Annotated in this window: 21 protein-coding genes; 9 read left to right on the top strand and 12 right to left on the bottom strand. The window is 62.0% G+C overall.

Annotation, left to right across the window (positions count from 1 at the left end):
- Position 1: 1 nt before the first annotated feature.
- From MTP38_RS10675 to glgB, 8 genes are all read right to left on the bottom strand, one after another.
- On the bottom strand, positions 2 to 1,054 hold the full coding sequence (locus tag MTP38_RS10675) for an ABC transporter ATP-binding protein (protein ID WP_249233539.1): 1,053 nt from the start codon (positions 1,052 to 1,054) through the stop codon (positions 2 to 4).
- Positions 1,055 to 1,066: 12 nt separating this feature from the next.
- Positions 1,067 to 2,098 carry an ABC transporter permease gene (locus MTP38_RS10670; protein WP_227620480.1) on the bottom strand — a complete coding sequence of 344 codons (1,032 nt, stop codon included), beginning with the start codon at positions 2,096 to 2,098 and terminating at the stop codon, positions 1,067 to 1,069.
- A complete protein-coding gene (locus tag MTP38_RS10665; RefSeq protein ID WP_227620478.1) occupies positions 2,098 to 3,039 on the bottom strand; it encodes an ABC transporter permease in 942 nt (313 codons plus the stop codon). Before MTP38_RS10665 ends, MTP38_RS10670 begins: the two co-directional genes overlap by 1 nt.
- A gap of 183 nt (positions 3,040 to 3,222) precedes the next feature.
- The gene (locus MTP38_RS10660) at positions 3,223 to 5,259 is read right to left on the bottom strand and encodes an ABC transporter substrate-binding protein (RefSeq protein ID WP_249233538.1); all 2,037 of its coding nucleotides are present in this window, start codon (positions 5,257 to 5,259) and stop codon (positions 3,223 to 3,225) included.
- Positions 5,260 to 5,454: 195 nt separating this feature from the next.
- A complete protein-coding gene (locus tag MTP38_RS10655) occupies positions 5,455 to 6,738 on the bottom strand; it encodes a 4Fe-4S dicluster domain-containing protein (protein WP_249233537.1) in 1,284 nt (427 codons plus the stop codon).
- A 7-nt stretch (positions 6,739 to 6,745) separates the two neighbouring features.
- The gene (gene tig / locus MTP38_RS10650) at positions 6,746 to 7,729 is read right to left on the bottom strand and encodes a trigger factor (RefSeq protein WP_249233536.1); all 984 of its coding nucleotides are present in this window, start codon (positions 7,727 to 7,729) and stop codon (positions 6,746 to 6,748) included.
- A 99-nt stretch (positions 7,730 to 7,828) separates the two neighbouring features.
- Positions 7,829 to 9,751 (bottom strand): hypothetical protein, encoded by a 1,923-nt coding sequence (locus tag MTP38_RS10645; protein WP_249233535.1) that lies wholly within the window; start codon positions 9,749 to 9,751, stop codon positions 7,829 to 7,831.
- 161 nt (positions 9,752 to 9,912) lie between these two features.
- Complete coding sequence (glgB, locus tag MTP38_RS10640) at positions 9,913 to 11,877, bottom strand: 1,4-alpha-glucan branching protein GlgB (RefSeq protein WP_249233534.1); 1,965 nt, start codon at positions 11,875 to 11,877, stop codon at positions 9,913 to 9,915.
- A gap of 174 nt (positions 11,878 to 12,051) precedes the next feature.
- Between glgB and MTP38_RS10635 the strand changes: the two genes are divergently transcribed.
- The 3 genes from MTP38_RS10635 to MTP38_RS10625 all read left to right on the top strand — a co-directional run bounded on the left by MTP38_RS10635 (position 12,052) and on the right by MTP38_RS10625 (position 14,588).
- The gene (locus tag MTP38_RS10635; protein WP_249233533.1) at positions 12,052 to 13,407 is read left to right on the top strand and encodes an alpha-amylase family glycosyl hydrolase; all 1,356 of its coding nucleotides are present in this window, start codon (positions 12,052 to 12,054) and stop codon (positions 13,405 to 13,407) included.
- Positions 13,408 to 13,425: 18 nt separating this feature from the next.
- Positions 13,426 to 13,947, top strand: a complete 522-nt coding sequence (locus MTP38_RS10630) for a transcription repressor NadR (protein WP_227620464.1) — start codon at positions 13,426 to 13,428, stop codon at positions 13,945 to 13,947.
- 98 nt (positions 13,948 to 14,045) lie between these two features.
- Positions 14,046 to 14,588, top strand: a complete 543-nt coding sequence (locus tag MTP38_RS10625) for a TetR/AcrR family transcriptional regulator (RefSeq protein ID WP_249233532.1) — start codon at positions 14,046 to 14,048, stop codon at positions 14,586 to 14,588.
- 77 nt (positions 14,589 to 14,665) lie between these two features.
- Here MTP38_RS10625 and MTP38_RS10620 read toward each other — a convergent pair whose 3' ends face one another.
- A complete protein-coding gene (locus MTP38_RS10620; RefSeq protein WP_249233531.1) occupies positions 14,666 to 15,577 on the bottom strand; it encodes a LysR family transcriptional regulator in 912 nt (303 codons plus the stop codon).
- A gap of 197 nt (positions 15,578 to 15,774) precedes the next feature.
- Here MTP38_RS10620 and MTP38_RS10615 point away from each other — a divergent pair, with 197 nt between their 5' ends.
- The 3 genes from MTP38_RS10615 to MTP38_RS10605 all read left to right on the top strand — a co-directional run bounded on the left by MTP38_RS10615 (position 15,775) and on the right by MTP38_RS10605 (position 19,542).
- On the top strand, positions 15,775 to 17,076 hold the full coding sequence (locus MTP38_RS10615; RefSeq protein WP_249233530.1) for an adenylosuccinate synthase: 1,302 nt from the start codon (positions 15,775 to 15,777) through the stop codon (positions 17,074 to 17,076).
- A complete protein-coding gene (gene pyrB / locus MTP38_RS10610; RefSeq protein WP_249233529.1) occupies positions 17,067 to 18,017 on the top strand; it encodes an aspartate carbamoyltransferase in 951 nt (316 codons plus the stop codon). The genes MTP38_RS10615 and pyrB overlap by 10 nt, the downstream gene beginning before the upstream one ends.
- A 292-nt stretch (positions 18,018 to 18,309) precedes the next feature.
- Positions 18,310 to 19,542 (top strand): glycerate kinase type-2 family protein, encoded by a 1,233-nt coding sequence (locus MTP38_RS10605; RefSeq protein ID WP_249233528.1) that lies wholly within the window; start codon positions 18,310 to 18,312, stop codon positions 19,540 to 19,542.
- 46 nt (positions 19,543 to 19,588) lie between these two features.
- Here MTP38_RS10605 and MTP38_RS10600 read toward each other — a convergent pair whose 3' ends face one another.
- The 3 genes from MTP38_RS10600 to MTP38_RS10590 are packed head-to-tail and all read right to left on the bottom strand — an operon-like array spanning position 19,589 to position 21,955.
- Positions 19,589 to 20,404 (bottom strand): transporter substrate-binding domain-containing protein, encoded by an 816-nt coding sequence (locus MTP38_RS10600; protein WP_249233527.1) that lies wholly within the window; start codon positions 20,402 to 20,404, stop codon positions 19,589 to 19,591.
- A 39-nt stretch (positions 20,405 to 20,443) separates the two neighbouring features.
- The gene (locus tag MTP38_RS10595; RefSeq protein WP_249233526.1) at positions 20,444 to 21,253 is read right to left on the bottom strand and encodes an amino acid ABC transporter ATP-binding protein; all 810 of its coding nucleotides are present in this window, start codon (positions 21,251 to 21,253) and stop codon (positions 20,444 to 20,446) included.
- An 18-nt stretch (positions 21,254 to 21,271) separates the two neighbouring features.
- On the bottom strand, positions 21,272 to 21,955 hold the full coding sequence (locus MTP38_RS10590; RefSeq protein WP_249233525.1) for an amino acid ABC transporter permease: 684 nt from the start codon (positions 21,953 to 21,955) through the stop codon (positions 21,272 to 21,274).
- A 390-nt stretch (positions 21,956 to 22,345) separates the two neighbouring features.
- Between MTP38_RS10590 and MTP38_RS10585 the strand changes: the two genes are divergently transcribed.
- Genes MTP38_RS10585 through MTP38_RS10575 form a run of 3 tightly spaced genes read left to right on the top strand, consistent with a single transcriptional unit; the run spans position 22,346 to position 25,441 of the window.
- On the top strand, positions 22,346 to 23,371 hold the full coding sequence (locus MTP38_RS10585) for an NAD(P)H-dependent glycerol-3-phosphate dehydrogenase (RefSeq protein ID WP_227620449.1): 1,026 nt from the start codon (positions 22,346 to 22,348) through the stop codon (positions 23,369 to 23,371).
- A gap of 18 nt (positions 23,372 to 23,389) precedes the next feature.
- A complete protein-coding gene (locus MTP38_RS10580; RefSeq protein WP_249233524.1) occupies positions 23,390 to 24,175 on the top strand; it encodes a zinc dependent phospholipase C family protein in 786 nt (261 codons plus the stop codon).
- 12 nt (positions 24,176 to 24,187) lie between these two features.
- Complete coding sequence (locus MTP38_RS10575) at positions 24,188 to 25,441, top strand: MFS transporter (RefSeq protein ID WP_249233523.1); 1,254 nt, start codon at positions 24,188 to 24,190, stop codon at positions 25,439 to 25,441.
- The last annotated feature ends 144 nt before the right edge of the window (positions 25,442 to 25,585 follow it).

Raw genomic sequence — 25,585 nt, 5'->3', positions numbered from 1 at the left:
GTTACTTGCCCTCCTCTTGCAGCATCCGCACAGCGGCGGGCGGCTCTATCTTGGGTGCGCGGGGGTCGAGCAGCCACGTCTTGGCCCGGTGGGTCGCGCTGACGTCAAAGTAGGGGGGACGCTTGACGAAGTCGATCTTCAGGGCCAGCGGGTTGCGGGGCGCGAAGGCGTCGCCGTGGATCTCCGTAAAGAGGTTCGGGGGCGTGCCCTGAATGTTGAACAGGTCTTCGCCCTTCACGCCCATCTGGGGCATACTGGACAGCAGCGCCCATGTATAGGGGTGGCGGGGGTCGTAGTAGATCTCGTCGGAGGTACCGATCTCCACGATGTCGCCTGCGTACATGACGGCCACCCGGTCGGCGATGTTGGCCACGACGCCGAGGTCGTGGGTGATGAGGATGATGGTCAGATTGTACTTGACCCGCATCTCCTTCAGCAGCTCGAGGATCTGGGCCTGAATGGTCACGTCCAGAGCCGTCGTCGGCTCGTCGCAGATCAAAATCTGGGGGTTGCAGGCCACGGCGATGGCGATGACGACGCGCTGGCGCATACCGCCCGAAAACTCGTGGGGATACTGTTTGAAGCGGACCTCCGGGTCGGCGATGCCGACATCCCGCAGGTATTCCAGCGTTTTCTCCTTGGCCGCAGCGCCTTTGAGGCCCTGATGCAGCTCCACGGCTTCCATGATCTGGTCGCCGATGGTCTTCAGGGGGTTCAGGCTGGTCATGGGGTCCTGCATGATCATGGCGATCTCATGGCCCCGGACCTTCAGCCAGTCCTTCTCCTTTTTCAGCGCGGAGAGGCGGATGGGCTGGTGGTCGTCAGCCCCGAAGTAGTCGATGGTGCCCGAGGTGATGGAGCCGTTGGAGTCCAGCAGGCCCATGAAGGACTTGGTGAACACGCTCTTGCCCGAGCCGGACTCGCCCACGATGGCGAGGACCTCGCCGTGGTAGACGTCGAGGTCGATGCCGCGGATGGCGTGGAGGATCTTTCCACGCAGATTGAATTTGATGTTGAGATCCCGCACCGAGAGGATCAGTTCGTTCTTTTTCATCCCTGTGCCTCCTTACTGCAGATGGTTCTTCGGGTCGGCTGCGTCGGAGAAGGCGTTGCCGATGAGATAGAACGCGATGGTGACGAAGCTGAGGATGATGGTGGGGTAGAGCAGCTGATAGCGCAGTCCGGCCTGCATCATGACCTTGCGGCCATCGTTGATGAGGTTGCCCAGCGAGGGAGTCTCCACCGAGAGGCCGAGGCCGATGTAGGTGATGAACACCTCACTGCCGATGGCGGCGGGGATGGTCAGGGCCATCCGCAGCATGATGACCGATACGAGGTAGGGCAGCAGGTTGCGCAGCACGATGCGGGCGGTGGGGGTGCCGATGCAGCGGGATGCCACGTTGTAGTCGCGGTCGCGGATGATGAGGATCTGGTTGCGGATGAAGCGCGCCATGGCGATCCAGCCTGTAATGGACATACCGAGGATGAGGGTCTTGACGCTGGGGCTGGCGACGTAAGAGATCAGGATGAGGATGATGGTGGAGGGCACATTGTCACAGATGTTGTACAGCTCGGTGAAGAAGAAGTCCAGCTGGCGGACATAGCCCCAGAGCACGCCCACCGTGATGCCCACGACGGCCTCGATGAGGGCCACGAAGAAGGCGATGGTCAGGCTGGTGCGTGCGCCGGCCCAGATGCGTGCCCACAGGTCCTGTCCGATGGCGTTGGAACCCCAGATGAAGCCATCCTCACCGGGGGCAATGTTGCGGTACTGGACGCCGGTGAGGGGGTCCACGGCGCAGAAGTTGGGGTCTGCCTGCCCGGGCAGATAGGGCTGAAGGAATGCGAAGGCCACCACGGCGATGAGGGCGGCGAGGAGGATGACCGCGATGCGGTTCTTGAAGAATGCACGGAAGGTGCTGCCCCAGTAGCTGTAATTGGAGTAGGAGGTGGCCTCGGCCCGCTCCTCGCTGAACCCGGCGGGGGTGAACAGCTCTTCTTCGGGCAGCTCTGCCCATGCGGCGGGGCCGTCCGCCTGCAGTTTGTCCAGCTGTGCTTCCAGCTGGTGCGCTTTTTCATCTTTCATACGGAAAAGCATTATCGGCCACCTTCTTTCTTGCCAAAGCTGATGCGGGGATCGATGAGCACCATGAGCAGGTCGCCCAGAATGAGGCCGATGATGCCCACGCAGGCGTAGAGCAGGACGATGCCCTGCACCATCGTGTTGTCGTGGCGCTGGACGCAGGTGACCAGCAGACCGCCCATGCCGGGGATGCTGTAGAGGCTCTCGATGTAGATGGAGCCGACTACCGTGTTGAGGAAGGCGGAGGGGATGTACTGCACCAGCGGAACCATCGCGTTGCGGAAGATGTGGCGGAGGGCGATGTTGTTCTCGCTGACGCCCTTGGCCCGGGCGAGACGGACGTAATCCTTGTTGCTCTCGTCCACCATGTACCGGCGCAGCCACATGGCGTAGAACGCCACATTGCCGAGGCTCATGGAGCAGACGGGCAGCACCCAGTACTTCCAGTTGGAGGTGTCGAAGAGCAGGCCCACGCCCAGCGCGGTGGTGCCGTACATCTGGATGTAGAGGTAATACACCGCCGCAGGCACGGCCTGAATGAGCACGATGATGGCCGTGCCCAGCTTGTCGGGCCAGCGGCTCTTGAACCGTCCCATGAACAGGCCCATCGGGATGCCGATGACAAGGCTCAGCAGCATGGCAAAGACGCCCATCTGGATGGAGATGGGCAGCTTCTTGGCAAGGATGCTGGTGACGGAGGCGTTGACCTTATAGATGTGGCTCACGCCGAGGTCGCCGTGGAGGGCATTCACCCAGAAGCGGCCGACCTGCACCGGCAGCGGGTCCAGCAGGCCCATCGACTGCAGGCCGGCCTGTATCTGGGCCTCGGTCATTTTTTCGTAGTTTGCAAAATAGCCTTCTACCGGCATCAGCCGCAAAAGGCAGAATACGAGCGTGACGATGACAAACAGGGTCAGGATCGAGCGCCCGATGCGTTTCGCCAGATATTTGAGCATATCTGTGCGCACCCCTCTCTTTTATTTAATGAATGTCGGATAGGAATAGAATACAACAAAAAACTACTTTTGGAAAGTGATTTGGCAAAGTTTGCTCTAAAAATTCATCTGAGAGCCTTCAGAAATAAAAAGCCCTCCGCTTTCCCGGGGGAAAACGGAGGGCGGCAGAACGGTCAGAAAAGCTTAGCGGGCGTCGCGGTTGGCCTCGTACTCGCTCATGGAGACATAGTGGTCGAGGACGTGGATGCCCTTCAGGCGCTTGTTGGAGAAGCCGGTGGAAGCATACTGGCCCTCCCAGTAGTTCAGGCGGGTGGCGATGTAAGCCGGGACGCTCATGCCCATGGGGACGACGAGGGCGTTGTTGATGAGGGAAGCCTCGGCGTTGGCGAAGGCATCGTAGCGGGCGTTGATGTCATCGGTGATCTCCACAGCGGCTTCGATGGCCTTCATGTAGTTCATGACGGCGTCAGCGGTGTCGCCGGTGATGAAGCCGTCCTCGACGCCGGTGCGCAGGAAGGCGTAGCGGCTGCCGCGTGCGCCCTCGGCCTGATAGAAGGGGTCGGTCTCGGTCTGGGGGTCGGAGTAGTCTGCGCCCCAGTTGCACAGCAGGAAAGCGAACTTGCCGTTGCGGCGGACGCTGGACAGGAAGCTGTCGGAGGGGCCGGCGGTGATGACGATATTGATGAAGTCAAAGCCGTCGTTCAGCACACCCTCGAGCTGCTGCTTGAGCACCTGACACTGCTTGTCCCAGTCGGTGGAGGAGGGGTTGTAGGGCAGCTGGACCTTGATGGGGAAGGTGACGCCTGCGGCGGTCAGCTCGGGGATGGCGGCGTCACGGTACTCCTTGGCCTTGGCCTCGTCGAAGAACTCGGTGATGTTGGCGAGGTCGCCGCACTTCAGGTAGTCCACGCCGTCAGCGTTGGCGCAGAAGCTGGGGGGCGTGATGGTGTTCAGCTTGTAGTTGTCGTAGCCCTCGGGTGCCTTGACGGCCAGCGTGACGGAGTTGTTGATGCCGTAGAGGAAGGACTTGCGGAAGTTGGTGTTGTTGATGGCCTTGGCCCAGTTCTCCGGCTCATACTCGGCGTCCATGCCCTCCACGCTCCAGTTGGAGAACTCGTGGGAGAAGGGCATGAAGTTGAACATATAGAAGTAGGTGTAGTTGGTGTTGGGGCGGTCCATGGACACCATATCCTTGGTGGTGTCGTCGGCCAGCCAGCTGTCGAGGATGTCGGAGCCGATGGTGGCCTCATCGATCTCGCCGCGCTTGATCATCTCGGGGCCGTTGACGCTGGCCTCGGCGTTGTAGATGCGGCTGATGGTGTCGATGAAGACGTTGGCGGCGTCGTAGTTCTCGGGGTTCTTCTTCATGACCCAGGTCTCCAGAGACTCGTAGGCGGCCAGATAGAATGCGCCGCAGCTGTAGGTGGTCTCTGCGCTGGTGGCGAACTGGTCGCCGGTCTCCTCCAGCAGCGGGCCGTAGGCCGGCTCATAGGGCAGGTAGCACAGCAGGCTCAGGAAGCCCGGGAAATCGTAGGTCAGGGTGTAGGTCAGGGTGTGCTCGTCCACAGCGGTGACGCCCACGGTTTCGAAATCCACGGGTGCATAGGTGGCGGGGTCTGCGCCGGGGGCGGCGACGGTGACGACGCCGTCGGCATCCACGGTGTAGGTGGTGCCGTCCTCGTCCACGACGCCGGTGTTGGCGTTGTTCAGGTAGACGTGGTAGTTGTAGTAGTCGTCAGCGCCTGCGATGTAGCCGGTGACGTGGCCCACATTGGAGGCGGCGTAGTCCGGGGTCAGGACGTACTTCAGGGCGTCCACGAAGTCCTGCGCCGTGACGGGGGCGACGACCTCGCCGTTGCAGTCCACCCAGTTCTCATCCCGCAGATGGAACGTCCAAGTCAGGGTGTCGGCATCCCAGTCCCAGCTGGTGGCCAGACCCTCGCGCATGACGCCCTTGTTGTCGTACTCGACCAGAGTGTCCACGCAGTTTGCGCCGACGACCATCTCAAGGTCGGTGCCGGTGGTCAGGTAGTTCAGGGTGGCAGGCTGGCTGGCGTACAGGATGGTGTAGCTGGAGCCGGAGCCGGAGGAGGCTGCGCCGGAGGCGCTGCCGGAAGAAGAGCCGCCGCAGCCGGTCAGCAGGCCGGCTGCGCAGGCACCGGCGGCTGCCAGACCGCTGGCCTTCAGGAACTGACGGCGGGAGATGGAAGTGTTCATCATAAATTCCCTCTTTTCTTGTTGTTGCTGTACAGGGACAGCATTCGCGTTGCGCGGTGCCCGCTGTTTCCCGTCAGCGGACAGTTGGGCTGTTTTTATGAAAAAAGAGCAACGGAAAACCATCCGTTACTCCTTTGTAACAGTCCCGGCCATCAAATAAGTGGTCAAGACTGAGTATAGCATTGATTTGCGGCCGCGTCAATCCTTTTTGGCAAGAGCGGCTGTTTCTGGTGCGGCAACAGTCGTCTCCGCAACGGCGGCAGGCGCTGCGACGGCCGGGGCAGCGGCTTCTGCGGCAGCTGCATTCTCCGCGGCCAGCTCTGCGGCAGCGGCCTTGGCGGCTTCTTCCGCAGCCTTGCGGGCCTCCCGCTCGGCGATCCGCTCTTTGGCGCGGGCAGCGGCCTCCTCCTGACGCTGCTTGGTGCGGCGCTTGATGCGGCAGACCGAGCAGATGCCCTCGGTGCTGTTCGGCGCGATGGGCTTGCCGCAGTCGGCACAGAGAGTCTTGCTGCATTTGTAGACGCTCACCGGGCCGAGGGTGGTCAGCTGACGCAGCTTCATGCCGTCGATACCGCTGTTCGAGCAGGCTGCGACACAGACGCCGCACTCGCTGCACTTCCACGGCGTGACAACCACGCGGGTCTGCCCGTCGGGCAGGTCCTCCAGCTTGAGCGCGCCGGAGCGGCAGGCCTTTTCGCACTTGCCGCAGCCGAAGCACTTCTGGGTGAAATTGGGCAGATACCAGCCGTAGCGCAGCGGCGTCTCGGAGGCAGCCTTGAGCTGCTTGGTCCGCTGGTGGAGCATGAGGCGGAAGTCGGCGGCGCTGTCCTCCTCGCTGCGCAGGCCAGGCAGCATCTGCAGCAGCTTCTTGGTGCCGGCGCGGGAGCCTTCGGTCATGTGGGAGAACATCTCCCGGCGGCTCAGCTCCTGCACATGGTAGGGGGCGTCCTCCTGCTGGTAGGCCAGCGTGACCCGGCTCTCGAAGAGCTGGGGGCCGAGGAACTCCACGAGGCGGGTCAGCTCCTTGCGCAGCTGGGCAGCGCAGGCGTCGTTCTCGCACTCGCCGCAGGGGGTCAGGTCCAGCACGAGCTTCTTGTTCAGGGCGAGATAGGCCAGCGTCTCCCACGAGAAGGCGGCCACGCAGGCGCGGACGGCGGTATTCTTCCGGCTGCTCTTCTCGCAGCCCAGCCAGAGGGTGTCATTGTCGGTGTCGGCCAGCGAGGTGTCCCGCTGCACCTGTTCGGGCGAGGGCACGATGCAGCCCGAGCGGCAGACCGAGACGCAGAGGCCGCAGTCGGTGCAGGGATCCCAGTCCTTGACGAGGTTGGGGCGGGTGAAGATGGCGTCGCCGTAGGGGCAGATGTCCTTGCAGTCGGTGCAGGGGGTGCGGTGGGGGTGGAGGTTCCAGCACTGACGGCGGACCACCTCGGGGTGGGAGGTCTTCATCAGGGCATCCATGGCATAGCGGGTAAACAGACCCATAGCGGTATCACTCCTTTTCGGGGGCATCGGTCACGGTGGTGACCTGAGCGTTATCCAGCAGGAAGCGCTGCACCTTCTTTGCGGCCAGCGCAGCGGCCACAGCGTCCTCGGCCAGTGCCTTGCGGATCTCGGCTTCGGGGGTATCCTGCAGCTGGGAGAGGCGGCGGTACTCCGCGTTGACCTCCTCGGGGTGGACGACGATGCCCTCGGCCTCGGCGATGGCCCGGGCTGCCAGCACGAAGCGGATGCGGCTCTCGGCCTGTGCGCGGTAGTCCTTCTCGAGGGCTTCCGGGGTGGTGTGGCTGTTCTTGCAGTGCTGCTCGAGGGTGATGCCGCTGCGGGAGAGGCGCTCGGTCAGCAGCTTCATCTCGTTCCGGGCCGTGCGGTCGAGGATCTCAGCGGGCAGGTCTACGGTCAGGTTGGCACCGGCCATGTCCAGCAGCTGCTTTCCGGCGGCGCGGTCGGCGCCCTCCTCGTGGATCTTCTGCTTCTTGGCGCGGAGGTCGGCCTTCAGCGCGTCGAGGGAGCCGAAGCCCAGACTCTTGGCAAAGGCCTCATCGGGGGCGGGAGTGACCTTCTCGGCCAGAGAGCGGAGGTTGATCTCGAACTGCGCGGTCTTGCCGGACAGCTCGGGCAGGCGGAAATCCTGCGGGTAGGTGAAGTCGAAGCGGAACACCTCACCGGCACAGTGGCCGTAGATGGCCTGCTCGGCGGCGGGCATCAGCTTGCCGTCGCCCAGCACCACCATGACATTCTCCATCCGGCTGTCAGGGATCTCCTTGCCGTCCATGTAGCCGACAAAATCCAGCAGGGCACGGAAGCCGCGCTTGGCCGGGGCGGTGGTGGGGTGGTAGACGGCGTGCATCCGGGTCTGATGCAATACCTCGATGTCCACGGTCTTGTCGGTGACAGGGCGGACGTGGCGGGTGACGGCGAGGCCCTTGTACTGGCCCAGCTTTACTTCGGGCAGATTCTTTTTCTTCTGTTCCATAGCGGCATACTCCTTATGACATAAGCAGCCCGGCGTGCGGCGCTGCGAGTCTTATAACAATACGTTGAATTATACACGTTTTCAGTAAAAAGGGCAAGGTCACAGCCCGTGGGCGGTGAGCCACGCTTCGGCCACCTGCGAGAACATCTCGGGATACTGGGCATCTTCTGCGGCAAAGGCGCTCAGGTAATACTCCACCTCTGCGCGGGTGGGGGCGGCGGTGCGCCGCCAGATGGTGAAGGTGGTGCCGTTGCCCATGTCGAAGCTCTGCTCAAAGGTGAAGGCGTCGTCCTTTGCGGCGAGGAAGCGCTCGTTGAGCTTGATGGACATCTCCCCGCTGCCCGCATAGGTCTGGGGGAAGGGGTCGCAGGTGATGACGTACTTCGCCTCGAAGAACTGCATGGGGAAGTTGTGGGTGCCGGGCACCGAGAATCCGAAGGCCAGCTTGTCGTTGATGGAAGCCTCCGGCAGGCGGCAGTTCTTGAAGTGGTCGGGGTTGTAGAGCATATCGTGGGGGATCATGTAGCTGATCTCGCCCACGTTGCAGTGGGCGTCGATCCAGTCGGCGATGGCCTGGATCTGGCCGATGTCCTTCCGGTCGTAGATGAGCTTATCCAGCGAGATGAAATACCGGGTGGCGGGGATCTGGATGGGAAAGTGCTCGATGACGAAGCCCGGCATGGCCAGCGTGGTCAGGGGCGAGCAGCGCACCGACATGGACAGCATCAGCACGAAGGCCCAGCAGCCCAGTTTGAGGGTACGATGGCGCTGGATGCCCTCGGCCAGTGCGGCTGCACCCAGCAGGAAGAGGAGAAAATACCCCGGCAGGAAGAGCAGGAACTGATGAGAGCCGGTGTTCTGGACCCGGGTGAAGAGCAGCAGGCTCACGACCAGCTCGCACCCTGCCAGACAGGGCAGAGCGGGCAGCTTTCGCTTTGCTGCAAAGACGAGGCCCAGCGCGATAAGGATGAGATTGAACAGGCCCAGCCGTCCGAGGTGGTAGAATGCCTCGAGGGCCAGACCGCCGCCGTTATAGTAGGAATAGCGGCCCGCGTAGTTATAGGTGAGGATGTGGGATACCATGGGCCAGAGCAGGATGACCATGGCGGCGACGGACGCAAGGCCGAAGAGGATGAGGTTCTTCCCCCGGCGGAGGGCGGCAGAGACCGCGCCGCCCTTTGCCAGCCGCACACAGCCTGCGACGAGCAGCAGCACATAGGCGAAATAGTAGCCCACCACGAAGTAGAGGAACCACCGGCGGGCGAGGATGATGGCGGCAGTGGCGAGGAAGATAAGGCCAAACCGGGCCGGTTCGAGGGTGTCAAAACGGAAGTCCAGCGTCAGCAGCAGGATGGCGAAGGCGAAGATGAGGCCGAACCAGTCCGGCTGTGCCAGCACGGCGCTCATCCGCAGGAAGGGATAAGCCGCCGTCAGGGTCATGCCGAAGAGGAAGTAATACATCCGGTTCTTCACGTTCAGGAGCTGGCCGACCTTCACCACGAGGCCAGCCAGAAGCACCAGCAGGGCCGGCAGGATGCAGAACACCTGACTGAAGGAGTAGGCGTCGCCGGTGTGGTCGGTCAGGCAGAAGGGAAACTCGGTGAAGAGGGTGATGAAGTTGGTGTAATCGTCGGCCATCGAGCCGAAGAGATAACGGAGGCCCCCACCGGTGCTCTGGGCAAAAGCGGCTTCGGCGTCATATTGCTTGAGCAGGTAGTTGGCGTAGTCCCAGACGTAGATAAAGCTCCGGCTCGATAACGTCCAGTAGAAATAGACGACGGCCACGGCCCAGATGCCGAAGACGACGGCCCAGTGGAAGAAGCCCAGCTCGACGCCCGCCGTGCGGAGGACGCAGACCGCCAGCACGAAGAGGACGAGACAGGCCCAGAGACTGAGCAGCGGAAAAAAGAACGGGCTGGCCGGGACACCGACCCCCAAAAGGAGGAGCGCCACGGCACAGAGGCCGAGGTCCAGCCCTGCCCATTGCAGGGGCGAGAACCGACGGAGAGCAGCAGATGGCATAGAAGGACGGTTCCTTTCGTTCAGCTTGTAAAAAGGGTGAAGCACACAACTTTCCATCTAACAGTATAATGGCTGCGTCAAGGCTTGTCCAGCTGCAGAGGGCGCTGAAACGCAGAATATCCCGCCGCATTCTCAGCAGACGGGATATTCTTTACCAAATATTACTTTTTGGAGTTGTGCGCTGCGGCGTCAGCCTTGGCGTTCTGGGTGCGTGCGGCCTTGCGGCGTGCGGCAGCGGCCCGCCGTGCACTGGTCTGTGCGGCCTCGGGGCGGGGCGCTTCGGGGGTGAGCCGGAACATCCGGCTGCCCATGGCAGGCAGGTCCACCGTGAGGGTGTAGTCCCGGCCATAGACGCCGCCGTCGGTGGTGTGGAGGGCCTTGGGCTTTGACTTGTCCGCACCGCCCCAGCAGGGGGCTTCGGTGTTCAACAGCTCTTCTGCCCCGGCGGGGAAGCGCAGGTAGAGGGGGAACTTCTTGTGGGCGGTGTTCTGGGTGTTCATGACGCAGAAGATGGTCTGGCCTGCGCCCTTGCGCAGCCATGCATACACGCCCTCGTCCCGGCTCTCGCTGGCGACCCACTCAAAGCACCGGGGGTCATATTCGCCCGCATAGAGGGCAGGCTGGGTGGCGTAGAGGCGGCTGAGGGAGGCGAAATACTTCTGGAAAGCGTCGTGGAAGGGATACTGGAGCAGGCCCCAGTCCAGCTCCCGCTTTTCGTCCCACTCCCGGAAATGGGCGATCTCGTTGCCCATGAAGTTGAGCTTTTTGCCCGGGTGAGCATACATATAAAAATAGAGGGTGCGCAGCTGGGCGCATTTTTCCTCGTAGGTGCCCCAGAGCTTGTCGATGATGGTCTTTTTGCCGTGGACGACTTCGTCGTGGCTCAGGGCCAGCAGGTACAGCTCGTTGTAGAAATAGTGCATACTGAAGATGATCTTTCCGTATGCATTGGGCCGCTCGCCGAAGGGGGTGGCAAAGTAGTCCAGCGTGTCGTGCATCCAGCCCATGTCCCACTTGTAGTCGAAGCCGATGCCGTCGTAGCGGGTGGGGGCCGTCACCTTGAGGAAGTTGGTGGAGTCCTCAGCCATGTAGATGCCGGTGGGCCAGCGCTCGTTCAGGCCGTGGTTGAGGTTCCGCAGGAAGGTGACTGCGCCCTCGTTGACGCCCCGGGCGGGGTCGCCCTGCCAGTAGAGGGCGCGGGAGATGGCGTCCATCCGGATGCCGTCGCAATGGTAGACCTCCATCCAGAGGGCGGCGGCGCTGCTGAGGAAGCTGCACACCTCCCGGCGGTAGTAGTTGAAATTGCAGGTGCCCCACTCGCTGTGGCCCACGTCGCTGTCGTACTCATAGAGGTGGGTGCCGTCGAAGTTGGCCAGCGCGTCGGCGTTGGCGGCAAAGTGGACGGGGACGAAGTCCATGATGACGCCGATGCCCATCCGGTGGCAGGCGTTGACGAAGGCGGCGAACTGGGCCGGGGTGCCGTACCGGCTGGTGACGGCGAAGTAGCCGGTGGTCTGGTAGCCCCAGCTGCCGTCGAAGGGGTGCTCGGCCAGCGGCAGCAGCTCCACATGGGTGAAGTGGTGCTCCAGCAGCCACGGGATCAGCTCCCGGGTCAGTTCTTCGTAGTCGTACCAGCCGTCCGAGCCGTCGGGCCGGGTGGAGCCGGGCTTATGCTTCCAGCTGCCGACGTGCAGCTCGTAGATGTTCATGGGCAGGTTGCGGCACTTGTCCCGCCGCTCCATCCACGCGCTGTCGTCAAAGGCGAAATCCAGCTTGGTCAGGCGGCTGGCGTTGGCGGGGCGGACTTCGGAGGCAAAGGCGTAGGGGTCGGCCCGCATAACGACGCTGCCGTCGGCGCCGTGGATGCGGTATTTGTAGAGGTCGCCCTCGCACAGCCCGGCCACAAAGCCACTCCATACGCCGGTGTCGGCCTTCTGGAGAGAGACGCCGGCACCCCAGCCGTCAAAGCCGCCGCAGACCTCCACGGCGGTCGCGCCGGGTGCCCAGACGGCAAAGCGCCAGCCCTCTTCGCCGCGAGCGCCCTGCCAAGGGTGTGCGCCGAGGACGTGGTAGGCGTCGAAGCAGTCGCCGCTGAAGAAGGAACGGGGGATAGAGGGAAGATTCATACGAAAGACTCCTTTTATCGCAATTTTTACAGAGAGTATCGGTTCGGGAGGGAATAATGTGAGAAATATACAACACTATTTCCACACTTTTGTCGGAAAATGTGCTATACTGAATACAACACCGGGGCTTCGAGAAGCCCGGCAGAACTTTTGAAAACAGGAGCGGTACAGACAATGGCTTGGTATGACAATGCGGTATTCTATCACATCTATCCTCTGGGACTGTGCGGCTGCGCGCATGAAAATGACGGGCAGCCTGTCCCCGGGGCATTCAAGAAGCTGGATGCGTGGGCAGAGCACGCGGCGGAGCTTGGCTGTACGGCGATCTATATCGGCCCTCTGTTCGAGAGCGGCTCCCACGGCTATGACACCATCGACTACCGGCAGGTAGACCGGCGGCTGGGCACCAATGAGGAGTTCAAAAAATTCGTCGCCGACTGCCATGCGCGGGGCCAGCGGGTCATCGTGGACGGCGTGTTCAACCATGTGGGCCGCGATTTCTTCGCCTTCCGGGAGCTGAAGGAGCACCGCGAGAACGCCCGCTATAAGGACTGGTTCTGCGATGTGAATTTCTGGGGCAACAACGAGTACAACGACGGCTTCTCCTACGGCAACTGGGGCGGCTTCAACCTGCTGGTCAAGCTGAACCAGCGCAACCCCGAGGTGCAGGACTACCACTTTGATACCGTCCGCTTCTGGGTGGAGGAGTTCGACATCGACGGCATCCGTCTGGACGCTGCCGACGTGCTGGACTTTGACTTCATGAAGGGACTGTGCCGCCTTGCCAACGAAGTGAAGCCGGAGTTCTGGCTGATGGGCGAGGTCATCCACGGGGATTACAGCCGCTGGGCCAACCCCGAGATGCTCCACTCTGTCACCAACTACGAGCTGCACAAGGGCCTGTGGAGCGGCCACAACGACCACAACTATTTTGAGATCGCCCACACCATGCGGCGGCTGCAGGGCCTCTGCCATGACACCCGGCTCTACAACTTCTCGGACAACCACGATGTGGAGCGTCTGCCCAACAAGCTGCGCAACCGCGGCCACATCCGGCATATTGCTCTTCTAGTATATACGCTTTGGGGCATTCCGTCCATCTATTACGGCTCAGAATTTGGGATCGAGGGCAAAAAAGAGTGGGGCAGCGACTGGCCGCTCCGCCCCTGCCTCGAGCTGGCCGACTATGCCGACGCCGAAAAGACGAATCCTGTCACCAGCGTCTACGCTGCACTGGGCAGGCTGAAGGCCGAGTGCCCTGCGCTGAGCTGGGGCGAGGTCAAGGAACTGACCCTGACCACCCAGAGCTACGCCTACGCCCGGGTGCTGGACGGCAAGGCCGTCGTGGCCGTCTACAACAACGGCGACAGCCCGGTGTCGATGGAGCTCCAGCTGCCGGTGGAGGCCGCGGGCGTGAAAGATCTGCTGGCCGGCTGCGTGGGCAGCCAGCCCATCCTGACGCAGGTGGAGTGGGGGAAGCTGAAGGTCCAGCTGCCCTCCAACTACGCCACCCTGCTGCAGCTGGTGTAAAAAGGAGGAACGCGGAAGATGAATGCTGCGCAGCGCAGAAAAGCGATTTTAGAGCGGCTGACGGAGGCCAGCGCCCCCCTGAGCGCCAGCGTGCTGGCCGGTGCGCTGGGAGTGTCCCGGCAGATCGTGGTGGGCGATGTGGCCCTGCTGCGGGCCGCAGGCACCCAGATCGACGCCACGCCCCGGGGCTATCAGCTCCACCCGGCGGCACGGGGCTGTACGGGCATCCTCGCCTGTGTCCACAGCACCGCCGACCAGATGCGGGAAGAGCTGTATACGGTGGTGGATCAGGGCGGCGTCGTGGTGGATGTGGCCGTGGAGAACCCGCTTTACGGCGAGCTGCGCGGCAATCTCAACCTCGCCAGCCGGTACGATGTGGATCACTTTATCCAGCAGGCGGCGGATACGCCTGAGTGCCTGCTGAGCCGGATGACCGGAGGTGTGCACCTGCACACCCTGAGCTGCCCCACGGAGGAGGCGTTCCACCGCATCGAAGCGGCACTGGACGCCAAGGGGCTGCTCTATAAAAAAGAGGAATAAGGGACTGCTTTCATTGTAAAAAATCCACGGGGGCTTGTCCATCGACGAAAGACGAAAACCGTTGGATAATCAACTAAAACACGGAAGAGGTGGATTTTGTGGACATCCGTATCGCGCGCACCGACCGGGCCATCGAACAGGCATTCATGGAGCTGCGGGAGAAGAACCCTCTGGAGCGGATCAAAATAAAGGACCTGTGTGCGCTGGCCTGCATCAACAAATCGACGTTCTACGCCCACTATGAGGACATCTATGCGCTGGCGAACGCGCTGGAAAACAAGCTCGTCGAGTCGATCCTCGCCAGCGTGCCCCACACCCATGACGATGAGGCACTGCATCAGACCGATGCACTGACAAGGGAGCTGTTTCAGGCCTTCGTGCAGAACCAGCGGGCCGTGAATATCCTGTTTTCGGGCAACCGGCAGGGCATCTTCGCCAACAGCATCGAAAAGGGCCTGCGCCAGCGGTTCGAGGAGGCAGACCCGACCTTTGCGGCCGACCTGAACCGGGGCATCCTGCTTTCGTTCTGCGTGCAGGGCTGCTTCTACGCCTTTACCAACAACAGCGGTCGGATGGACGAAAGCAAGCTGGTGGCCCTGCTGGGGGCCATCGCCAAGGCGGCACAAAAGATCGAATTATAGCAGAGGGGCTGGGTAAGCCCGGACAAAAAGACCAGAGCTGCTCGGCCGAAAAGGCTTTGCAGCTCTGGTCTTTTGCGTTATTTCTGCGTTCTGGGCGGGGCGGTCCGCTCGGTCAGCAGCTGCTGGAACTTCCGGGCTGCTGTGTTCAGCGGGCGGTGGTGGTCGTAGACGAGGCAGATGCTGCGCTGGGGGATGATCTCCTGCAGGTGCAGCTGGACGAGTTCGCCGCGTTCCAGCGCAGCTTTTGCCATCGGTTCCGGCACGAAAGCAAGGCCCAGCTCGCTTTTTACAAGGGTCAGCATCTGGTCGGTGGTGGCGGCCTCGGTGTCGGGCCGGAGGACGGCATCGTGGTCAAGGAAGAACTGCCGGTAGAAGCTGCGGGTCATGCTCTCGTCGCTGAGGGAGATGAGGGGGTAGTTGACCAGTTCTTTCAGGGTCAGGTTCTGGCTTGCCAGTGCGGTGAAGGTCCGGCCGCCCACCAGAACCTCGTAAAAGGGCATCAAATCCACCATTTTCAGCCCCGACTCAAGCTCTGCGGGGGTCGAGATGACGGCAAAGTCCACCTCGCCGTTCTTCACGGCCTGCACTGCCTGCGGGGTGGAGTGGTTGGAGATGCGCAGCCGGATGCCGGGATATTCGGTGTGGAAGGCCCGCAGTTTTTCGGACAGATAGATGTTCAGCGCCGTTTCCGTTGCGCTGATGCTGATCGCGCCGTGCTCCAGCGTGGCGCTGGCACTCAGCTCCTCCTCGGCGTCCTGAATCTGCACCGCCGCCGACGCAATGCGGGAATAGAGCATCTCGCCCTCCGGTGTCAGGGTGACGCCCCGGTTGGAGCGGATGAAGAGCACACAGTTCAGCTGACTTTCCAGCCGGTTCATCGAGTGGGTGATATTGGGCTGGTTGTTCCCCAGCACCCGCGCCGCCTTGGTAAAGTTCTGATACTTCGCCACATAATAGAAGATCTTATAATATTCCCAGTCCACATACATGATGCTTTTCCGCCTTTCATGTAAAAATTACATCGCTGCCATACACAGGATACTTTTTACACATTCTTTCTCTGCTCGTATAATAGCAATTGCGACTGGAAATTGCAAGAGGAAAATCGAAGGATGAGGCCCTGCGGCAGCGCAACAGCTTTTGCCGCAGGCCATCGCAAAATGTGAAAAGAAGGAAATTGAAGTTTATGCTGACTGCTGTTACTGGAATCAACTGGGGCGATGAGGGCAAGGGCCGCGTCATCGACCTGCTGGCCGAAAACGCCGATGTGGTCGCCCGCTATCAGGGCGGCAACAACGCCGGCCATACCGTCGTGACCGAAAAGGGTAAGTTCATCCTGAACCTGCTGCCCTCCGGCATCCTGCACCCGGACGTCACCTGTGTGCTGGGCACGGGAATGGTCATCGACCTTGACCATCTTGCAGGCGAGATGCAGGCCATCGAGGCCCGCGGCGTGGAGATCAGCCCTAAGAACCTGAAGCTCTCCGACAAAGCTACCATCTCCATGCCGTGGCATAAGGTGCAGGACGGGCTGGAAGAAGACCGCCTTGCCCAAAAGGGCAGTGCCTTCGGCTCCACCCGGCGCGGCATTGCCTACGCTTACAGCGACAAATACCGCAAAAAGACCCTGCGTTTGGGCGACCTGCTCCATCTGGACGAGGAGCGCACCCAGAACCGTCTGCACATGATTTTGGACTCCAAGAACATGGAGCTGGCGGGCTGCTACCATCAGGAAAAGATGTCCTACGATGCGCTGCTGAGCTGGTGCAGAGCACAGGCGGAGCAGTTTGCACCGTACATCTGCGATGTGGGGGCCTTTTTGCAGGAAGCTCACGACAGCGGCAAGCGCATCGTGCTGGAAGCCCAGCTGGGTGCGATGCGGGATATTGATTACGGTATCTTCCCGTTTACATCCAGCTCCAACACGCTGGCAGCTTACGCACCGCTGGGGGCCGGCATCCCCAACTGCCGCCTCGACCATGTGGTGGGCGTGCTGAAAGCGTATTCCACCTGCGTAGGTGCCGGTCCTTTTGCCGCTGAGAACGCCATGGGCGAGGACTGGAACGAGAAGCTGCGCAAGGCAGGCGGGGAATACGGTGCGGCCACAGGCCGTCCCCGCCGGGTCGGCCCCTTCGACTGCGTGGCCAGTCGGTACGGTCTGGCCTGTCAGGGGGCGGATAAGATCGCCCTCACCAAGCTGGATGTCCTCAGCAGCATGAAGGAGATCCCGGTCATCACCGGTTACAGGCTGGATGGTGTGGAAGTCCCCCGCTTCGATACCCTGTCCGACCTCGACCGGATGGAGCCGGTGGTCACGATGCTGCCCGGCTGGAACAGGGATATTTCCGGCTGCAAGAGCTGGGATGACCTGCCCAAGGAAGCGAAGGGCTATGTGGAGTTCCTCGAACAGCAGCTGGGCCATGCGATCCAGTTCATCTCCACGGGCGCGGAGCGCGAGAAGTTTGTGCTGAAAGGAGAATGGCTGTGAGACACTTTATTGAGCCGAACAGCTTTTCTCTGGACGAACAGCTGGCCCTTCTCGACCTTGCAGACCGGATGGAGGCAGACCCCGCGCCCTATGCACATCTCTGCGATGGGCGCATTCTGGCGACGCTGTTCTACGAGCCGTCCACCCGCACCCGGCTTTCCTTCGAGTCGGCCATGCTGCGGCTGGGCGGCAAGACGCTGGGCTTTGCCGGGGCACAGCTGTCCAGTGCCAGCAAGGGTGAGACGGTGGCAGATACTGCCCGCGTCGTGAGCAATTATGCCGATGTCATCGCCATGCGCCACCCGAAAGAGGGCGCACCGCTCCGGGCGTCCCTGTATGCACGGGTGCCTGTCATCAATGCAGGCGACGGCGGGCACGCCCACCCCTCCCAGACCATGATCGACCTGATGACCATCCGCCAGCGCAAAGGGCGGCTGGATCACCTGACGGTGGGCTTCTGCGGCGACCTCAAATTTGGCCGGACGGTCCACTCCCTGACCGCAGCCCTCAGCCAGTTCGAGGGGAATCGCTTCGTGTTCATCTCGCCGGAGGAGCTGCGCATCCCCCAGTACGTCAAGGACGAGACCCTGACGCCGCTCCATCAGACCTACAAGGAGACGGCAGACCTCGAAGCCGAGCTGCCGCATCTGGACGTGCTCTATATGACCCGCATCCAGCAGGAGCGCTTTTTCAACGAAGAGGACTACCTCCGGTTGAAAGGCTGCTACTCCCTGAACGCCAAGCTCTTGGAGCTGGCCCCATCGGATATGCCGGTGCTGCACCCGCTGCCCCGCATCGACGAGATCAAGCTGGACGTGGACAGCGACCCCCGTGCCGCCTACTTCGACCAAGTCCACAACGGCGTTTATATCCGGATGGCCATTATTCTGGCCCTGCTGGGCATCCCCGACCCTGTGACCGGAACTAAAGTGCTGAAATAAGCTCTGACCGGAAAAACAATGCCGCCCGCCTGCGCTGTTGTCACGCAGGTGGGCGGCATTTTACGTTATTGGCCCGGAAAGCACCGTTCAGACAAGGCTTTCCATGATCTTGGCACACGTTTCGATGCCGATGACCCCGCTGTCCAGCGCGATATGATAGTTGGCGGCGCTGCCCTCTGGAGCAAGGTGAAGGAGCAAAAAATTCCCCACAGACCGGCAGATCCGTGCTATAATCAGAGCAAAAGGGCCTGCGCCGGAAGAGCGGGGCTCCGCAAAAATGGAGGACATGAGGATGAACGAAACGCTGCGAAGGGATGCCGACGCCATCATCGGGGCCAGCCTGAGCGCTGTCCTGCCGGACGAGGCCGTCCGCCGTGCACTGAAAGCCTTTCAGCCCAAGGGCGGCAAGGTGCTGCTGGTGGCAGCGGGCAAGGCCGGATGGCAGATGGCCCGCGCCGCCGTGGAAGCACTGGGCCGGGTGGACGGCGGCGTGGTCGTGACCAAGTATGGCCACGTCAAAGGCCAGATCTCCGGGGTGGACTGTTATGAAGCAGGCCATCCCGTCCCGGACGAAAACGGCTTTGCGGCCACCGAAAAGGCGCTGGAGCTGGTGCAGGGGCTGACCGCAGAAGATACGGTACTGTTTCTGCTCTCGGGCGGCGGCAGCGCGTTGTTTGAAAAGCCGCTGCTCCCCGGCGGGGAATTGCAGGACATCACCCATCAGCTCCTTGCCAGCGGGGCCGACATCGTGGAGATGAACACCATCCGCAAGCGGCTTTCCGGGGTCAAGGGAGGGCGGTTCGCACAGCGCTGCGCTCCGGCAAACGTATTCAGCATCGTCCTCAGTGATATTCTGGGCGACCCGCTGGACATGATCGCCAGCGGCCCGGCGGTGCCGGACTCCTCCACCTGCGCGCAGGCGCTTGCCATTGCGGAAAAGTATCGGCTGAACCTGTCGGAACAGGCGAAAGCGCTTCTGGCACAGGAAACGCCGAAAGCGCTCGATAACGTGACGACCCGGATCACCGGCAGCGTCCGGGAACTGTGTGCAGCTGCAGCCAGTGCCTGCCGGGCGCGGGGCTATGAGCCGGTCGTCCTCACCGACCGGCTCTGCTGCGAGGCACGGGAGGCAGGCAGCTTCCTTGGCTCCATCGTCCGCACCCATGCGGGGCAGGGCCGGAAGCTGGCCTTTATCGCAGGCGGCGAGACTGTGGTGCACCTGACCGGGAAGGGTCTCGGCGGCCGCAATCAGGAGATCGCCCTTGCGGCGGCTCCGGCTCTTGCCGGGCTGGACGCGGCAGTCTTCTCAGTGGGCAGCGACGGCACCGACGGCCCCACCGATGCCGCTGGCGGCTATGTGGACGGCGATACCGCCGCCGCTCTGGCGGCAAAGGGCTGGAACGTGTTCGACACCCTGAAAAATAACGATGCCTATCACGCCTTACAGGCGGCAGAGGGGCTGATCATCACCGGGGCCACCGGAACAAACGTCAACGACGTGGCAGTGGCGCTGATCACAGGATAAAGAGAGACTGCTGCGCAGGTCGTAATGTGCCTCCGGTGGGCCGGGATCAGTTCTCGGAAGAGATGTCCTCGCCGAAGTACTTTTCGCTCAGCTCCTTGAGGGTGCCGTCGGCACGCAGTGCTTCGATGGCGCTGTTGAGGGCGTCGAGGAAGGAGGTGTCGTCACTCTTGAGCACGGGGATGGCGACATGGGAGGCCTCTTCAGTCTGGGCCACCAGCTTGAAGTTGGCGTCCGGATGGACATTCAGGTAGTCGTAGAAGGAGACGTCGGCGTTCAGGGTGGCGTCGATGCGGCCGGCAGTCAGCAGCTGGATGGTCTCCTCCAGCGTGTCGATGCCCTGCACGGTAGCGCCGTAGCTCTCGGCCAGCTCCATATAGGTGGAGGCAGGGCTATTAGCCGTGGTCTTGCCTGCGAGGTCCTCAAAGCTCTTGATGTCCTCGTTGTCCTTGCGGACGGCGAGAGCGGTGTGGATGTAGCCGTAGGGGGTGGTGAAGTCGTAGGTCTTGGCGCGCTCCTCCGTGACCTCGACGCCGTTGCAGACGAGGTCATAGCGGCCGGCGTCCAGACCGGCGAAGAGGCTGTCCCAGTCGCTCTCGACATACTCCGGCTCGACGCCCAGCTTTTCGGCGATGGCGCGGGAGACCTCGACGTCGTAGCCGACGAGGGTGTCGCTGTCATCGTGGAAGCTCCAGGGCTGCCATGCGCCTTCCAGCGCGACGACCAGCTTGCCGTTGGACTGGATGGTCTCCAGCTTGTTGGCAGCGGCGGAGGAAGCGGACTTGCTGGAAGAGCAGCCAGCCAGCGAGAGGGCCCCGGCGGCAGCCATGACACTCATCAGGGAGATAAAGGTTCTGCGTTTCATAATAATAGTCCTTTCTGTGGTAAAAGCTTGGGAGAGGCGTCAGGCTTCGGTATGCGAGATCTTTTGCAGGAACTCGCGGGTGCGGGCCTCTTTGGGGTGGGCGAAGAACTCCTGCGAGGGGGCTTCCTCCACCACGACGCCGTTCTCCATGAAGACAGTGCGGGAGGAGACGTTGCGGGCAAAGCCCATCTCATGGGTGACGACCAGCATGGTCATCCCCTCCTGTGCCAGCTGCCGCATGACAGCCAGCACCTCGCCGGTCAGCTCGGGGTCGAGGGCGCTGGTCGGCTCGTCGAAATAGATGATCTCGGGGTCGGAGGCGAGGGCACGGGCGATGGCCACACGCTGCTGCTGACCGCCCGAGAGCTGGCGGGGGTAGTAGTCGGCCCGGTCGGCGAGGCCGACCTTTTCCAGCATCTTCATGCCGATGGCGTTGGCCTCGTTTTTGGGCATTTTCCGGGCAACGATGAGGCCCTCGGTGACGTTCTGGAGGGCCGTCTTGTTGCGGAAGAGGTTATAGTTCTGGAAAACGAAGGCCGTTTTCCGACGCAGCCGTGCGATGGAGGCCCGGTCGGCGTGGGCAAGGTCGAAGGCCTCACCGTCGAAGGTGAGGGTGCCCGCGTCGGCGGTCTCGAGGAAGTTGAGACAGCGCAGCAGGGTGGTCTTGCCGGAGCCGGAGGGGCCGAGGATGGCGACGACGTCGCCTTTTTCCACCGTCAGATCGACGCCGCGCAGCACGTCAAGGCTGCTGACCGGCTTCGGGGCACGGCCAAAGATGCCGGGACGGACGCCGGGCTTTGCATATGTATGGAAGGATTTGCGGACGCCGCGGATCTCTAACATTGCCATAACAGCCATACTCCTTTCTTACTGGAAGCCGTGGGCGTTGAGCTGGCGCTCCAGCAGCCCCTGCAGCTTGGTGATGACGGTACAGAACAGCAGATACACCACCGCCACCTCGCAGTAGATGGGCAGGAAGATGTAGGTGCGGGCCGCGACCCGCTGGCCGGCCATGAACAGCTCCGCCACGGTGATGTTGGAGGCCAGAGAGGTGTCCTTGATCATGCCGATGAGGGAGTTGGAGAGGGCGGGCACGGCGGTGCGCAGGGCCTGCGGCAGCACGATGCGGCGCATGATCTGCCACCAGCTCATGCCCACGCAGCAGCCGGCCTCCAGCTGGCCCTGCGGCACGCTTTCCAGCGCACCGCGCATGGTCTCGGCACAGTAAGCGCCCTCGTTGAAGGCGAAAGCGATGACCGCCGCCGGAAAGGCGTCCAGCATGATGCCCACGCTGGGCAGGCCATAGAAGATGATGAAGAGCTGCACCAGAAGCGGTGTGCCCCGGATGACCCAGATGTAGAACCGGGCCAGCTGACTCAGCACCGGCACCCGGGCGTACTGCACCAGAGCCACGGCTACGGCCAGCACCATCGCCAGAGTGAACGAGACGAGGGTGAGGGGGATGGTCATGGTGAGGCCCGCCGACAGGATGCGGGGCAGGGCCTCCCAGAGCACGCTGATGGTGCGGTTGGATAACAAAGATTCCAGCATGGATGATGTCCTTCTTCAAAATGAAAAATAGAGCAGTTCGACTTTTTATCGCACTTTTTGAAAAATGCGATAAACCGATGGAACAGCAGGAAAGCTCATGATACACCTTTAAACCATACTTTCAGTCAAGGGTCTGAGCAGAAAATCCTACAAATCCTACCAGAATACTATAGCATGATTCCCGGGGGAACGCAAATGGTTTCGAAAAATTGCATGGTATGGATGAAATGAATGAAAAAGATGCATGAACTTTGTGCACAACGGCGGAACAGTTGACGCGGCAGGGGCTTTCGGGTACAATAGAATCGAATAGACCTGTGCGGTGGCACGGGCAGAACAGGCCGCACGCCCCGGCAGATGGGAGCGCGGCGGATACGGAGGACAAACGTGATGAAACGTATTGGTATTCTGGGCGCTGGAACTTGGGGCATGGCCCTTGCACGGATGCTGACGGTGAGCGGGAACGATGTGCTGGTCTGGTCGGCCATCGAGAAGGAGATCGATGACCTTTCGACGACCCGCGTCCACCCCAACCTGCCGCAGATGAAGATCCCGGAGGAGCTGCGGTTCACCAAGAGCATCGAGGAGGTCTGCAAGGACAAGGACATCCTGCTGTTCGCGGTGCCGTCGGTCTTCGTCCGCTCCACGGCAGCAAAGGCCCGGCCCTATGTGGCCGACGGCCAGATCATCGTGGACGTGGCAAAGGGCATCGAGCCGGACACGCTGTACACCATGACGGAGATCCTTGCCGATGAGCTGGGCCGGGAGGGCGGCCCGAAGAATGTCCGCCTTGTGGCCCTGTCCGGCCCCACCCACGCAGAGGAGGTGGCCATCGACCTGCCCACCACCATCGTGTCGGCCAGCAAGGACGCCGAGGCTGCGGCCTTCGTGCAGGAGGTCTTTACCAACAACGTCATGCGCGTCTACACCAATGACGACATCAAGGGCGTGGAGCTGAGCGGTGCCATGAAGAACGTCATCGCGCTGGGCGTCGGCATCTCCACCGGCCTCGGCTACGGCGACAACGCCCGCGCCGCCCTCATCACCCGGGGCATCGCCGAGATCGCCCGTCTGGGCGTGGCGATGGGCTGCAACATCCACACCTTTGCGGGTCTGGCCGGCATCGGCGACCTCATCGTGACGGCCACCAGTATGCACAGCCGCAACAACCGCGCCGGTATCCTTATCGGTAAGGGCGAGACCCCGGAGCACGCCGTCAAGGAAGTGGGCATGGTGGTGGAGGGCATGAACGCCCTGCCCGCCGCGCTGGAGCTGGCCGAGCGGTATCAGGTGGAAATGCCCATCGTCCAGACCGTCAACGCCATCGTCAACAAGGGGATGAGCGCGGCGGAGGCCGTCAAGTCCCTGATGGAGCGCGGCCTGAAGAACGAGCTGCCGCAGGAATACGAAAAATAAACGAAAAGGGGCGGTATCATGCCTTCTACCTACGCACACCGCCGCTTTGGCGCGGATGTTCTGGCCCTGCTTCCGGACGGGCTGCGCCAGACGCTGGAGCAGCACCGGGAGCTCTACGATATGGGCCTCCACGGGCCGGACCTGATGTTTTATTACAAGGCATTGCAGACGAACCCGGTGAACCGTTTGGGGAATGCCATGCACGAGGAAAAGGGCGAGGTATTTTTCACCCGCGCCCGGGCCGTGGTGGAACACGCGGCGGATAAGGACGCTGCGCTGGCCTACGCGCTGGGCTTCGTCTGCCATTTTGCGCTGGACAGCACCTGTCACCCCTATGTGGAGGCCTATGTCCGGGAGAGCGGCGTGAGCCACTGTGAGATCGAGACAGAGTTCGACAACGCCTTGCTGCGGGAGGACGGCTATGACCCTATGAAGTTCTTCACGGCCAGCCACATCAAGCCCAGCCGCCAGCGGGCGGAGGTCGTCGCGCCTTTTTATGAGGGCGTCACGGTGGACGAGACGCTGGCGGCGATGAAGGGGATGATCTCGGTGCACCATATGCTGCAGGCGGCGAACCCCGTCAAACGCTGGGTGGTGCTGGCCGGGATGCGCGCCGCCGGGAAGTATGAGTTTATGCACGGCCTTGTGGCGAACCCGCAGCCCAACCCCAAGTGTGTCCAGAGCAGCCGGAAGCTCGAGGAGCTGTACAAGACGGCTGTGCCGCTGGCGGTGCGGCTCATCGGCGAGTATGCCGGAGGAAAGCCGCTGGGGCCGGAATATCAGCACACGTTCGGGGAAGACTGAGAGGAGCACTGGATGGGAAAGAATGGCAATTTTCGCCTGACGAGGCTGGAACGGAACTGGATCCTGTACGACGTGGGAAACTCGGCCTTTGTGCTGATGGTGGCGACCCTTATCCCCATTTTCTTCAACGCACTGGCAGAGAGCGGCGGCCTGACCTCGGTGGAGTATCTGGCCTACTGGGGCTATGCCAGCTCGGTCGTGACCATCATCACGGCCATCCTCAGCCCGATCCTCGGCACGGTGGCGGACACCAGAGGCTTCAAGAAGCCCATCTTCATGCTCTGCGTCGGCGTGGGCATCGTGGGATGCTGCGCCATGGGCGCGGCGTCGGCGTGGCTGCCCTTCCTCGTCATCTTCGTCATTGCGAAGGTGGGATTTTCGGGCAGTCTGGTGTTCTACGACTCCATGCTCGGGGATGTGACCACGCCGGAGCGGATGGATGAGGTGTCCAGCCGGGGCTATGCGTGGGGCTACATCGGCAGCTGCGTGCCCTTCGTGGTCTGTCTCGGCCTTGTGCTGGGGGCGGGGGCCATTGGCCTCAGCCAGATGACGGCGCTGAACATCGCGCTTATCCTGACGGCGGTGTGGTGGCTCGTGACCACCCTGCCGCTGCTGAAAAGCTACCGACAGATCCACTATGTGGAGGTGGAAGAGCACGCAGTACGCCAGAGCTTTGCCCGCATCGGCCAGACCCTGCGGCATCTGCCGGAGGACAAGCAGGTGTTCTGGTTCCTGCTGGCGTTCTTCTGCTACATCGACGGCGTGTATACCATTATCGACATGGCCACGGCCTACGGCACGGCGCTGGGGCTGGACACCACCGGACTGCTGCTGGCGCTGCTGGTGACGCAGATCGTGGCGTTCCCGTCGGCCCTCATCTTCGGGCGGCTGTCCAACGAGTATCCCTCGTCGAAGCTCATCCCGGTCTGTATCGCGGCCTATGCGGGCATCGCGGTGTTTGCGTTCTTTCTGACCCGGCAGTGGCAGTTCTGGGTGCTGGCCGTCATCGTGGGGATGTTCCAAGGCGGCGTGCAGGCCCTCAGCCGCTCCCACTTCGCAAAGATCATCCCGCCGGAGAAGTCGGGCGAGTACTTCGGGCTTTTCGACATCTGCGGCAAGGGGGCATCCTTCCTCGGGACGATGATCGTCAGCGTGGGGAGCCAGCTGACCGGCAGCGCCAATGTGGGCGTCGGCTCCCTCATCGTGCTGTTCGTCGTGGGATTCGTACTGTTCCGGGTGTCCTGCCGTCAGGGAGAAACGGCATAAATTTCATAAAAAGCGGAAACGGAGAGAGCTGTCCTGCACAGCTCTCTTTTTATTGTGACTTTCAAAAATAGCGCCTATCAAAACGGCATAGCTGCGATACGCAGCTTGCGGATGGTGCTTGTGCATTCAAAACACAAACTGCTA

It is taken from the genome of Faecalibacterium sp. I3-3-89, assembly GCF_023347275.1.
GTDB classification, from domain to species: domain Bacteria; phylum Bacillota; class Clostridia; order Oscillospirales; family Ruminococcaceae; genus Faecalibacterium; species Faecalibacterium butyricigenerans.
This window is presented reverse-complemented; position numbering and strand designations above follow the sequence as displayed.